Raw genomic sequence first — 12823 nt, forward strand, 5'->3', positions numbered from 1 at the left:
GGTTCTCGATCGGACGACGCCCGCCCTTCGGACGCGGCCGAGGCGGCGGGAGGAGCGGAGCGATCTCATCCCAGAGATCATCGGGGAGAAGCGGTCTGGCCATGCCAAACCAACGCTGAAAGCAACGTTCGGTGCCGTTCTGTTAGGCGCTCTTAATCCGCGACCGGCAAGAGTGTCGCCCGCCTCGAAGAGCGTCTTGGCATCCGGTTGCTGGACCGCACGACGCGCAGCCTGAACCTGACGGCCGAAGGGCAGGCTTATTACCAGAGCTGCCTCAAGGTCCTCGAGGAACTGAACACAGCGGAGGCGCTGCTGGCCTCGCGAACGCGCGTCGTATCAGGAACCTTGCGGATCAACCTGCCGATTTCGTTTGGCCGGTTGTACGTTATGCCCGTGCTCGCGGAGGTCGCGGATGGCAACCCGGATCTCAATCTCGATATCTCATTCACTGACCGCCAGGTCGATCTCGTCGAGGAAGGGTTCGACCTTGCGGTGCGGCTTGGCGATCCCGGAGATCATGCCAGCCTGATTGGGCGGCGCATTGGTACGCAGCGCTCGATCATCTGCGCCGCGCCGGCTTATCTGGACCGGCGCGGGCGCCCGACCGTCGTCGAGGAACTCGTCAAACACGACTGCCTCGCTTTCGCCAAAGATGGCCGCCCGCTGCCATGGGCAGTTTGCGGCTCGGACGGAACGGTCAAGCTGGTCATCATCCAACCGCGCCACACCATCAGCCATGGCGAGGCCTTGCGGGACGCGACCGTGAAAGGGCTTGGCGTCGCCTATCTCTCGACCTGGCTTGCGGCGGACGATCTCCACAGCGGGCGGCTTGAAGTGGTGCCGATTTCAACCCCCGCGGAGGATGGTCCCATCACCGCGCTTTGGCCGCGCTCGCGGGACCTTGCGCCGAAGGTGCGGGTGGTGGTGGATGCGCTCGTGGAGGCGCTCAAGCCTACCCAAGTGACCGTCTCGTGAGAAAGGGCGGCTTTAAGAGTGCTATCGTGTAGCCATAGTACTCGACATCATCTCGCGCGGGCCGCCATTTGACCCAGCCAAGGCACTGCAGTCGTTCGGAAATTTGGCCCAACGGCCGGCGAGCTGCGAATTCACCCAGCAATTCGTATCGGCCCGTGTCGGCGAAAGCTGCATCCCGCTGGACTTCGCCGCGCTGCGAGGCCGAGCGATGGGAGTGCATATCAGCGTTTTCATCAACGCGACTTTTCTGCCGGAGTGCCGATCCCCCGCAAAGTGGAAGCGTTTGAATGGCAGGCGACCGCTCGAGGCACCCGGCGCCGTGGGAGTCGCATGGCCACCTTCTTCACAGCCGACACACACTTTGGAGACTCCCACATTCTGCGGCAGCGGGGAGTTGCGTTCGGGTCGCTCGATGATCATGACGCGGCTTTGATCAAAAGCTGGAACGAGGTCGTCGGCGACGACGACGAAGTCTGGCATCTCGGCGATTTCGCGGCCGGCGCCAGCCGGGCTCGCTGCGCGGAGATCTTTTCTGCCTTGAGGGGGCGAAAGCGGCTGATCCGCGGCAATCACGACACCAATCGGGTCCTCGAACTGCCATGGGTAAAGCCGCCGCAGGAGAGTGCGCGGATCACCGTAAGCGATGCCGCCGGCAAGGAATGGCGACTGTTCCTCGCTCACTACGCCCATCGGGCTTGGCCGGGTTTGTGGCGCGGGACGCGGCACCTCTATGGCCACACCCATGGATCGCTGCCCGATACCCGCTTTTCATGCGATGTCGGCGTGGATGCCTGGGCCTACCGGCCTGTCGGCGTCACCGATCTGATTGCCCGCCAGAACCTTGCGCTCGTCCTGCCGGAAGAACTCCAGCGGGACGGTAACAGCGACGCGGCGATTGATCGACACTCTCGTTCATAGCGGCGGTCGTCGACGGCGACCTCGTGATACATTCAGGAGCGGCTCACTCTTGCTCGTCGTAAGCAAGCATTAACGCTGCACGGGCATTCTCTCGACATTCATCGGTCAGCCGTTCGGACCAGGGGGTCCGCCCAGTTGCGGTGGGAGACAAACGGTCCATGCCTCGCCTGCTTGAACTTCTTCGCTGGAAACTTGCGGTGCTGTTTGCTTGGACGCCGACACGTACTGTCGTGTTGAACTTGATTCTGGCGGTCTACGCTTTTGCAGGATGGGGAGCCTTCGCGAACAAGGCTTCGGCATACCGCGATCTCACCGATCAGGTCGGCCTCCTGCGGGCGGATCGCGACGGGGCGGTCAACCGCCAAAAAGAGTTGGAACAGGCAAACAACGATCTCCTGCGTGAATGGCAAGGCAAGCTCGCCTCTGCGCGAGAGGAACTTCAACAAGCTGCTGCCGCGCGCGACGCAGCCAAGGGTCAGCTTGCCGGCTCACAGCGCGAGCTTGTCGCCTCGAAGAAGCGCCTCGATCAGGCGCGGGATCGAGTCTCCGAGACAGGCAGCATCAAACACGCGGAGCCGTCCAAGAAGGCGGCGGTCAAGCCATAGGTTTGATTGGAACAGCGAGTTGGCGTCCAAGGAGCTTCGTCCTTCGACGTGCCTCCCTGGCCCGGTGCCGCTCCTTTATCTCCAACCTGCCCTGATGGAACGCCCTAGAGCGCTCTACGCCGAAGTGGATGCCGGTTCGGCGAAAAAGAGCGCGGCAAAACAAAGGCCTAGAGATGTGCCCCGACCCAACGTGGTCGGGCGCAGCTCTAGTTGACGCTCCAGCGTGTCTCTTGGGGCCACGCTTGCGACCAATCCGTCTTTCGACCGTTGACCGATCACGCAGGGTAGGCTCGCCCAAGTGAGCCTCCCGTTCGATCCATCAGTCGAGGAGACTCTCATGAAACATGCCCTTATCGCTGCGGCCGTCCTTCTTTCGCCCCTCGCCCTGGCCGCATCGGCACAGGCGCAGGGGACGGTACGGGGCGCCGAACGCGGGATCGAGGATGGCAATCGCGCGGCCGGTCCCGTCGGTGGCGTGGTCGGCGGTGCGGTCGGGGCCGCGACGGGCACGGTCGGGGGCGTGCTCGGTGTCGATCCGGATCGGCGCGAGGAGCGGATGGAACGGCGGGAAGAGCGTGGCACCGTTCGGGAACGTCGCGACCGCTAAGACGGCGGCGCCATACGCTCACCCGTCTTCTTCGGTACGGCGCGACGGTGGGACGGTTGCGGGGATTGCCCCGCAGCCTTACCGTTCCGAATGACCGAGAAGCTAACGACAGCCGCCCTTTGCAAACTGAACCTCATCTCCCAGGAGGAGGTGGCGGCTGCCGTCGAAACTTACCTCGCGAATTCCATGGCGCCCCCGTTCGTCTTCAAGGAGGGCTACCGGCTCGATCTCGGTAAAGCCGTGCGACGACATCCCGGCGCGAACGACTTCGTCAACCGCGGGAATACCGGTCCGCTGATGAAGCGTCCCTTCATTCTGGCGGCCATCCTCGAAGCTCGCCCCCTGCGGGAATGAGCCTTTCCCGGCGCCGCGATCGACGTCCCAGCGAATCTGTGTCGCTGCCGGGCATCAGCACGTGTCGCGGCCTCTTGCTGCCGCTCCTGATCGATCGCTCGGCGCTCGGAACATGGTGATCGGAATACGATCGCAGCGGGCGTACCACGGCTGCGCCGCTTTGGCCGAAGCTTCCCGATTTGTCTGATCTTCCTCGGCCGCCGCTTTCGCTTCGAAGAGCGGGTCGGCGACGGTGATGCCGCCGGCCGCGCACCGTCACGGTCGCGCCGTCGCCATTCCGGCCGCCTGCATGGCCTCAACATACTCCCGCCACACCCTTGACGCTGACCCACGCCCGAATATATTATGATCATCATCTTAAGGATGGTGCGGTTGCCGGGGGGAATGCGTGATGGATGCGAGGATTGCCCTCGGGATTGTCGGTCTTGCCCTAGCCGCCTGCTCGCCCGGTGAGACCGCCGTGTCGCCTCAACCGCCCCTGGTCCAGACCGTCGAGGTCGCGCGGGGTGGCGGAGGGATCGCGCGCTATACCGGCGTCGTCCGGGCTCGGACCGAGAGCAATCTCGGCTTTCGCGTCGGCGGCAAGATCTTCGAACGGCTCGTCGACCCGGGGGATCGGGTGACGCGGGGCCAGCCGCTGATGCGCTTGGACCGGACCGACTTCAGCCTGGCGCTCAATGCAGCCCGTGCCTCGGTGGAGGCGGCTCGCGCACAGATGATCAAGGCGAAGGCCGATGAGGAGCGCAGCCGCAAGCTCGTCTCCGACGGTTGGACCTCGAAACAGACCTACGACCAGAACAAGGGTGCGGCCGATTCCGCCATCGCGCAATTCGCCAATGCCGAGGCGCAGGCGAGCCAGATCGCCAATCAGGCCGGGTACTCCGAGTTGCAGGCGGATGCCGACGGCGTCGTGATGGAGGTGCCCTCCGAACCGGGCCAGGTTGTCGCCGCCGGGCAGACCGTGGTGAAGCTGGCGCGCGACGGCGCCCGCGAGGCCGAGGTGTTCCTGCCCGAGGGGAGCCGGCGCGCCGCGCAGGGCGAGGCCTCGGCCATCCTCTATGCGGAGGGCGAGGTGACCTATCCGGCGCGGCTGCGTGAGCTCTCCGCCACGGCGGATGCCGCGACCCGGACCTACAGGGCGCGCTACATTCTCTCGGGCGGCGGCGAGACCGCACCGCTGGGCGCCACGGTGACGCTCCAACTCAAATCCACAGACGCTGCGCGGGCGGCCGCGGTGGCGGTGCCGCTCGGCGCCCTGTTCGACCAGGGCCAGGGCGCGTCGGTCTGGCGCTACGACGCGGAGACCCAGACCGTCACGGCCCAATCCGTCGCCGTCGCCCGCATGGCCGAGGAGAACGCCGACATCGTCTCCGGCCTGAATCCCGGCGACCGGATCGTGGCCCTCGGGGCGCATCTCCTCAAGGCCGGGCAGAAAGTCCGGGTCTCTCCCCTCGCTACGACCGGAGTGGCACCGTGAGCGGGTTCAATCTCTCCGCGCTCGCCGTCCGGGAGCGGGCGGTCACGCTGTTCCTGCTGATCGCGCTCACCGGCGCCGGCTTCTTCGCCTTCGAGAAGCTCGGTCGGGCCGAGGACCCCGCCTTCACCGTGAAGGTCATGGTGGTTTCGGCCGCATGGCCCGGCGCCACCACCGACGAGATGCAGCGCCAGGTCGCCGATCCGCTGGAGAAGCGCCTGCAGGAGCTCGTCTACTACGACCGCGTCGAGACCACGGTCCGGCCCGGGCTCATGCTGATGAAGGTGCTGTTCAAGGACAACATGCCTCCGGCCAAGCTCCAGGCGGAGTTCTATCAGGCGCGCAAGAAGCTCTCCGACCAGGCCTCCAGCCTGCCGCGCGGCGTGCTGGGGCCGCTGTTCAACGACGAATTCTCCGACATCTACTTCGCTCTCTACGCACTCCAGGCCAAGGATCTGCCGCACCGGCAATTGGTGATGCGGGCGGAGGACCTTCGCCAGCGCCTGCTGCGCATACCCGGCGTCGAGAAGATCAACATCCTCGGCGAGCAGGCCCAGAAGATCTTCGTCGAGATCTCCTACCAGCGTCTCGCCACGCTCGGCATCACCGGCCAGCAATTGCTGGCGGCTCTCGCCAACCAGAACGACGTGACCCCGGCCGGATTCGTCGAGGCGGGGGGACCGCGCGTCTATCTCCGACTCGACGGCGCCATCGATGGGCTCGATGCCCTCCGCAACCTGCCCGTCGCGGCGGGCGATCGCAGCTTCAAGCTCGGCGACATCGCCGAGGTGAAGCGCGGCTACGAGGATCCGAAGACCTTCGCCATCCGCAACGATGGCGAGCCCGCACTGATGCTCGGCCTGGTGATGAAGCCCGGCTTCAACGGGCTGAATCTCGGTGCGGCGCTCAATGCCGAGGAGATCGCGATCCATCATGAAACGCCCGTCGGCATCTCGTTCACGAAGATCACCGACCAGGCCAAGGTCATCGACGAGGCCATCCACGAGTTCATGGTCAAGTTCTTCACCGCCCTGGGGGTGGTGATCGTGGTCAGCCTCGCCGCGCTCGGCTTCCGGGTAGGCATCGTGGTGGCGCTGGCCGTGCCGCTCACCCTGTCGGCGGTGTTCGTGGTGATGATGATCACCGGTCGCGACTTCGACCGCATCACCCTGGGCGCCCTCATCATTTCGCTCGGCCTCCTCGTCGACGACGCGATCATCGCCATCGAGATGATGGTCGTGCGCATGGAGGAGGGCGCCGACCGGATCGAGGCGGCGACCTATGCCTGGAGCGCCACCGCCGCGCCGATGCTGACGGGCACCCTCGTCACCATCGCGGGCTTCCTCCCCGTGGGCTTCGCGGCGTCCACGGCCGGCGAATATGCCGGCAACATCTTCTGGGTGGTGGCCTTCTCGCTGATCATCTCCTGGATCGTGGCCGTGACCTTCACGCCCTATCTCGGGGTCAAGCTCCTGCCGAACATCAAGCGGGTGGAAGGCGGGCACGACGCGATCTACGCAACCAGGAACTACCAGCGCCTGCGCCGCCTCGTGCGGATGTCCGTCGACCACAAATGGATGGCGGCCGGTATCACCGTGGCCCTGTTCGCGGGCGCGGTGGTGGCCATGGGTAAGGTGGAGCAGCAGTTCTTCCCGAACTCGGAGCGCGCCGAGCTCATCGTCGAGGTGACCCTGCCGGCGGGCTCGGCCTTCGCCACCACCGAGGCCAGCGTGACGCGGCTGGAAACCACCCTGCGCGAGTTGCCGGAAGCCGGTGAGATCACGAGCTATGTCGGCCAGGGCATGCCGCGCTTCGTCCTGTCCTTCGATCCCGAGCTACCCGATCCTGCCTTCGCACAGATCGTCGTCCAGACCGCCGACGCGGCGGCGCGCGACACCCTGCGGACCAAGGTCCGCAAACTCGTCGACGAGGGGCGCTTCCCCGAGGCACGGGTGCGGGTCCTGCAGATCGTCTTCGGGCCACCGATCCGCTTCCCCGTGGCCTTCCGGGTGGTCGGGCCGAATCTCGACGTGATCCGGGGCATCGCCGCCGAGGTCAGCGACGTCATGGCGGCCAACCCGAACATGCGGATGGTCCATCTCGACTGGGGCGACAAGACCCCCAACCTGCACCTCGCTCTCGACCAGGAGCGACTGCGCCTGATCGGCCTGACACCGAAGGAAGCCGGCCAGCAATTGCAGAGCTACCTCAACGGCATGCCGGCGACCCAGGTACGAGAGAACCTGCGCTCGGTCGATGTCCTGCTACGCAGCCCCGGCCCGGAACGGCGCTCGCTCGGCGAAGTCGGGGACCTCACCCTCGCGACGAAGGACGGGCGCCAGGTACCGCTCTCCCAGGTCGCGCGGCTCGAGAGCCGCAGCGAGGATGCGGTGCTGAAGCGCTACAACCGGGAAAGCTACATCCGGGTTCAGGGCGACGTCCTCGACGGGAAACAGCCGCCGGACATCCACGCCCAGATCTTCCCCCTGCTGGAACCGATCAAGGCCAAGCTTCCACCGGGCTACCGCATCGACACGGCGGGCGCCGTGGAGGAAAGCGCGAAGGCGATGATGTCGCTCGTGGCGGTGTTCCCGATCATGCTGATCGTGACGCTCACGGTCATCATGATCCAAGTGCGCTCCTTCGCGACCATGTTCATGGTGTTCGCCACCGCGCCGCTGGGCCTCGTGGGCGCCGCGCCGACCCTGCTGATCTTTCATCAGCCGTTCGGGTTCAACGCAATCCTCGGCCTCATCGCCCTGTCGGGCATCCTGATGCGCAACACACTGATCCTGGTGGATCAGATCCACCATGACCGGGCGTCGGGGCTGTCGGATTACGAGGCCATCGTCGAATCGACCGTGCGACGCGCCCGCCCGGTCATCCTGACCGCCGCCGCCGCCATGCTCGCCTTCATCCCGCTCACCCACTCGGTGTTTTGGGGAGCGCTGGCCTACGTCCTCATCGGCGGCGTCGGCGTGGGCACCTTGCTGACCCTGCTGTTTCTCCCGGCCCTCTACGCCCTCTGGTTCCGCGTGAAGCGGGAGCCGGCAGGAAAACGGGCATCGCCCGGCGAGGCCGCGATGGCTCACCCCGCGGCGTCCTGAGCAGGACGTCGTTCGCGCCCGGCTCCACCGGACATTCCAGGGATCGCGCGTTCAGGCCATGAACGCGCGGTACATCGACCGGCCCGCGATTGTGCCCCCCTCACGCGGGCCGGTCGGTCGTCCACCGCCTTCCGTTTATCGACCGCCACCACCGCCGGTGTTCGGGATCGCGACTTCCGGCTTGTTGGCGTTGCCCGCGGCCCCCGAATTGTTCGAGCGGCTTTCCGCGCCGGTGGAGCCATAGGCTTCGGTCCCGATGGAACCCGGACCGCTGTTATCGATGCCGCCCGGCTTGACCACCGGCACATCCGACGTGCCCGGCGAGGTCATGCGCGCCGGACCCGGCTGTTTGATCTCGGCAGGACCCGTCGACTGCGCGAAGGCAGGTACTGAGGCAGTCAACAACACACTGGCGAGTAACGCGGCGTTCTTCGTCATCAAATGTTCCAAAGTTCACGAGTGGATCTCTGGGACGTCAACCAACGCGGCCGACGAGAGGTTTCAAGCTTCGCAGCGGATCCGTCTCGTGCTGGCCTGCGACTCGTGGCTCTCACCGGGAATGACTTCGGCGCTCAACGCAGGCGCACAGGCTCGCTACCCTCTGCCGGGTCGGCGGATATGCGATCGGCTTGCGGCAGGCTCGGCGAAGGCTCGCTCGACGGAGTCTGATCTTCGAAAACCGGATCGACGTCGCCGGGCTTGTCCGGAAGTTGGGGCCAGATCGGACGATCGGGTTGTATCGGCTTTGCCATGAAACGGCCTCCCAGCAATCGAACTCAGGAATGCACCACTGGGATATAATATGCCAGAAAAGATTCCGAAGCAGCTTGCCGCCTCAAGCTGCCGAGGTTTCACCGACAGCGATGTCCCGGCAGACCGCGCCATATCCTGGCTGATGACACGGACCGACCGTTCGAGGGCGTCCGTGTCACGATGGAAACGAAAGAAGCCCCCGCCGGACATTCCCGACGGGGGCTTCTTCGAAGCGCGCATGATTCACGGCATTGCCGCGTTGATGGGTCAGCCGCCGCTCATGCAACCTTGATCGAAGGACGACGAACTTACCGCTCGCCGAAGCCGGAAAGAAGCTTCTCGATCTGGGCGAGTCCGTTCTCGCGGGCCTTGGCCTCGCTGGTCAGGCTGCGATCCGAGCGCTGGACGAGCTTGCCGCCTTTGCGAATGGCCCACTGATAGGTCGCGCCCTCGGTGCGGGGGCTGAGGATTTCCAGGGTGTAGGGGTATGTCGATGTTTCGGTCATGTCCCCTATATGGCGCAAGGTTCCGGCGCCTTCCACCCTTTTATACCGCATCTCTGACCGGCGAATTACGGACGGAGTGGCCAATCTCGTCATCCCGGTCGATTGCCCCGTGGCGTCCGCCCTATTGCGGATCGGCTAACGCGCTCGCCATCACGTGGCCTGCGATACCTCCGGCGGTGGTGAGCCAGATCTCGTCGCGATGAGAGGCGATATGGGTGAGCGCCTCTCGCAGCGGCCGCAGCCGGTGCGGCTGGCCGACGATGTAGGGATGCAGAGCGATCCCCATGACGAGGGGCGCCTCCCGCGACTGCACCAGCATCTCGTCGAACGCGTCGACGATCATGGCGGCGAAGTCCCGGGCGGAGTCCTTCCTCGCGACGATGGCGGGGATGTCGTTGAGTTCCTGTGGATACGGCACGGAGAGGATGCGACCGCCGTCGCGGGTGGTGAACCAGACCGGCTGGTCGTCATGCGCCCAGTCGAGGAGATACCGATAGCCCGCCTCCGCCAGGAGATCGGGCGTGACGCGGGATTGCGAGATCCAGGGGCCGAGCCATCCGGCGGGGGGCTTGCCTTCCTCCCGCGTCAGGGTGGCGGTGGCCTCGGCGATGAGTGCCCGCTCGGCTTCCTCTTCGAGGTTGCCCTGGCGCTCGGCATTGGTGCGGCCATGCCCGACGATCTCGTCGCCCCGCGCCCGGAAGGCCTCGATCAGGCCGGGACAATCCTCGTAGAGCCGGCTGTTGACCAGCACGCTGGCGGGAAGGCGTAACTCGTCGAAGAGGGCCTTCATCCGAAAGGCACCGACGCGATTGCCCCAATCGCGCCAGGCGTAGTTCAGCACGTCGGGCTGAGGGCCGCCGGGAGCCAGCTCTGCGCCGAGGCCCGATCCGAAATCGAAGGTCTCGAGATTGAGCGCCACGTAGACGGCGAGGCGCTTGCCCCCGGGCCAATCGTAGACCGGGCGGTCGGGCAGGGCGCTGTAGGCATAGCGGCCATGGTCGTTACCTGCGTCCGTCAAAGCGTCGCGCTCCTTCATCTGTCTCATAGGCTCAGATTGTCACGCAGCGCCGAGATAGGCGGCGGCGAGACCTTCATCGGCGGAGAGCTCGGCCGCCGATCCGGTGGCGACGACGCGGCCCTGCTCCAGGACGTAGCCGCGATCCGCAACGGTCAAGGCCAGTGCGGCCATCTGATCGACGATGAGGATGGTGACGCCCTGGTCGCGCAACTCCGCCACCACGGCGTAGAGGGCGTTGATCATGGACGGCGCAAGCCCGAGGGAGGGTTCGTCGAGGAGGAGAATGCGCGGATGCGCCATCATCCCGCGCGCGATGGCGAGCATCTGCTGCTCTCCGCCGGACAGCAGACCGGCCCGGCTCGTCGCCCGGTCGCGCAGGCGGGGGAACCGGTCGAGCAAGGCCTCCACCTCGCTGGGATCGATGGCGGTCTTCCGTCCATGCGCGCCGAGGCGCAGGTTCTCCACGACCGAAAGCTCCGGAAAGACCTGCCGGCCCTCTGGCACGAGGGCGAGGCCGAGGCGGGCGATGGCATGGGCCGGCAGGCCGGCAACGGAGCGGTTCTCCAGGATGACGGATCCGTCCACCGGACGCAGCAGGCCACTGAGCGCGCGCATGGCGGTGGATTTGCCGGCCCCGTTCGCCCCGAGGAGCGCCACGGTCTCACCGGGCCGGACATCGAGGGAGAGGCGGTCGAGGACCGGAGCGGCACCGTAGCCTGCCGTCAGGTCGAGGGCTGAGAGGACCGCGTCGGCGGGGCCCGTCCATGGGGACGGACGCGGCCGGGCAGGGGTGTCGGCGCCTCCGAGATAGGCCCGCAGAACGGCGGGATCCGCCCGTACCGTGGCGGCGTCCCCCAGCGCGATGGGTCGTCCTGCATCCATGACGAGGATAAGATCCGAGAAGGCCATGACGAGGGGCATGTCGTGTTCGACGAGGACCACCACGATTCCGCACTCCGCGATCCGACGCAGGAGGCTGCCCAGGCGGTCGGTATCGGCGCGGGTGAGGCCCGCCGCCGGCTCGTCGAGAAGGAGGACGCGCGGTCGGCCCGCCAGAGCGCGCGCGATCTCCACGAGGCGGCGGTCCACATGCGGCAGTTCGGCGGCGGGCCGGTGGAGGCCCCCGGTATAGTCGACGAAGGCGAGGAGCGCGGTGGCAGCATCGACGTCGCTTCCTGCGCCCGCCCTGAACAGGCGTCCGGGGGCGATGGCGAGGGTCACGTTGTCGATGACAGACAGTGAGCCGAACAGCCGCGTGGTCTGGTAGGTCCGCGCGATTCCGGCGCGGGCGATGCGGTGGGCGGACAGTCCGGCCAGATCCCGACCCGCGAGTCGGATCGCCCCGGCACCGGGCCGATAGAAACCCGAGACCATGTTGAGCACGGTGGTCTTGCCGGCCCCGTTCGGGCCGATGATGCTGGTGACGGCTCCGGGGGCGGCCGTTACCGAGACGTCCTGCGCCGCCTTGATGCCGCCGAAGCTGATGCCGATCCCCTCCACCGCGAGCGCCTCGGGCTGTGGCTGGGCCAGATAGGACGCGACGTCGCCGCCGGTTCCGGACGCAGTTCCGGTGAGGCGGCGCGGCAGCAGCCTCGCGAGGCTGCCGACGATGCCCGCCGGCACCAGCCACAACACGACGAGCGTGGCGAGGCCGAAGAACAGCAGGCGGTATTCGGCGAGACCCGACAGGGTCTCCGGCAGGAGGACGGTGACGAGGGCACCGAAGAGCGGCCCCAGCACCGTGCCGGCGCCTCCCACCACCACCGAGAGCACGAACAGGATCGACTGGGTGAACGGGAACGAACTCGGCGCGATGAACAGCATCAAGGGCGGCAGCACCGCCCCGGCGAGGCCGGTCAGCGCCGCCGAGATCATGAAGGCCAGGGTCTTCACCCGCACCGGATCGAAGCCGAGGGAGGCGGCGGCGACATCCGCGTCCCGTACCGCCCGCATGGCGAGGCCGAGGCGGCTGCGCGCGAGGCGGTGGAAGCCGTAGAGGGCGAGGCCGGCACCCAGCACCGACAGGATCGCGAGTTCGCGCTCCAGGAACGGGAATCCGAACAGGGTCGGGCCGGTGGCGATGACGAGGCCGTTCTGGCCTCCAGTGAGCGCACCGCCTTCGATCAGCCCATGCTCGACGATGAAGCCGAAGGCGATCGTCACCATGGCGAGATAGGGGCCCTTCACCCGCATGGCGGGGATCGCGAGTACGCCGCCGAGAACCCCGGAGAGCAGGCCGGCGGCGGGGAGCGCCAGCCAGAAGCTGACCCCGGAAAGGGTCAGTATGGCGCTCGCATAGGCGCCGATCGCGTAGAATCCGGCATGGCCGAAGGAGATCAGGCCGGTGAGGCCGAGGAGGACGTTCAGCCCCGTTCCGGCCAGCGTCGTCAACGCCACGAGGGCGATGATGAAATGGCTGTAGCCGTCGGTGGCGGCCACGAGGCCGATCCCCGCGACGGTGAGGGCGAGAATGGCGAGGGGCAGGGCGGAGCTTCCGGCGCGCATC

At 66.6% G+C, this 12823-nt stretch carries 11 protein-coding genes and 2 pseudogenes; 8 read left to right on the forward strand and 5 right to left on the reverse strand.

The features are described 5' to 3' along the window. A pseudogene (locus tag FV220_RS11930) lies at window positions 1-103 on the reverse strand (IS5/IS1182 family transposase); the annotation flags it as partial. 68 nt (window positions 104-171) lie between these two features. On the opposite strand from FV220_RS11930, the pseudogene FV220_RS26490 reads away from it, so the two are divergent. The 8 genes and pseudogenes from FV220_RS26490 to FV220_RS11965 form a co-directional block, all read left to right on the forward strand. Then, window positions 172-243 (forward strand): annotated as a pseudogene (locus FV220_RS26490) (LysR family transcriptional regulator); the annotation flags it as partial. A 102-nt stretch (window positions 244-345) separates the two neighbouring features. After that, complete coding sequence (locus FV220_RS11935; RefSeq protein WP_348642088.1) at window positions 346-975, forward strand: LysR substrate-binding domain-containing protein; 630 nt, start codon at window positions 346-348, stop codon at window positions 973-975. Between the two features lie 330 nt (window positions 976-1305). Next, complete coding sequence (locus tag FV220_RS11940; protein ID WP_147831591.1) at window positions 1306-1893, forward strand: metallophosphoesterase; 588 nt, start codon at window positions 1306-1308, stop codon at window positions 1891-1893. Window positions 1894-2051: 158 nt separating this feature from the next. Continuing rightward, window positions 2052-2498 (forward strand): hypothetical protein, encoded by a 447-nt coding sequence (locus FV220_RS11945; protein ID WP_147831593.1) that lies wholly within the window; start codon window positions 2052-2054, stop codon window positions 2496-2498. 337 nt (window positions 2499-2835) lie between these two features. After that, on the forward strand, window positions 2836-3105 hold the full coding sequence (locus FV220_RS11950) for a hypothetical protein (RefSeq protein ID WP_018042689.1): 270 nt from the start codon (window positions 2836-2838) through the stop codon (window positions 3103-3105). Between the two features lie 186 nt (window positions 3106-3291). Beyond that, entirely contained in the window at window positions 3292-3459 is a 168-nt protein-coding gene (locus tag FV220_RS26095; protein WP_246689442.1) for a hypothetical protein, read from the forward strand. 391 nt (window positions 3460-3850) lie between these two features. Next, the gene (locus tag FV220_RS11960) at window positions 3851-4936 is read left to right on the forward strand and encodes an efflux RND transporter periplasmic adaptor subunit (RefSeq protein WP_056158895.1); all 1086 of its coding nucleotides are present in this window, start codon (window positions 3851-3853) and stop codon (window positions 4934-4936) included. Further along, window positions 4933-8040 (forward strand): efflux RND transporter permease subunit, encoded by a 3108-nt coding sequence (locus FV220_RS11965; protein WP_147831595.1) that lies wholly within the window; start codon window positions 4933-4935, stop codon window positions 8038-8040. Before FV220_RS11960 ends, FV220_RS11965 begins: the two co-directional genes overlap by 4 nt. Window positions 8041-8175: 135 nt before the next feature. On the opposite strand, the gene FV220_RS11970 is transcribed toward FV220_RS11965, so the two are convergent. The 4 genes from FV220_RS11970 to FV220_RS11985 all read right to left on the reverse strand — a co-directional run bounded on the left by FV220_RS11970 (window position 8176) and on the right by FV220_RS11985 (window position 12822). Next, window positions 8176-8478, reverse strand: coding sequence for a hypothetical protein (locus tag FV220_RS11970; protein ID WP_056144336.1), 303 nt, complete (start codon window positions 8476-8478; stop codon window positions 8176-8178). 623 nt (window positions 8479-9101) lie between these two features. Next, entirely contained in the window at window positions 9102-9299 is a 198-nt protein-coding gene (locus FV220_RS11975; protein WP_018042694.1) for a hypothetical protein, read from the reverse strand. A gap of 121 nt (window positions 9300-9420) precedes the next feature. After that, on the reverse strand, window positions 9421-10335 hold the full coding sequence (locus FV220_RS11980) for a polysaccharide deacetylase family protein (RefSeq protein WP_147831597.1): 915 nt from the start codon (window positions 10333-10335) through the stop codon (window positions 9421-9423). 21 nt (window positions 10336-10356) lie between these two features. After that, window positions 10357-12822 (reverse strand): branched-chain amino acid ABC transporter ATP-binding protein/permease, encoded by a 2466-nt coding sequence (locus tag FV220_RS11985; protein WP_147831599.1) that lies wholly within the window; start codon window positions 12820-12822, stop codon window positions 10357-10359. Between the last annotated feature and the right edge of the window lies 1 nt (window position 12823).

Origin of the sequence: Methylobacterium sp. WL19, from assembly GCF_008040005.1 — a bacterium.
Classification (GTDB): Bacteria; Pseudomonadota; Alphaproteobacteria; order Rhizobiales; family Beijerinckiaceae; genus Methylobacterium; species Methylobacterium bullatum.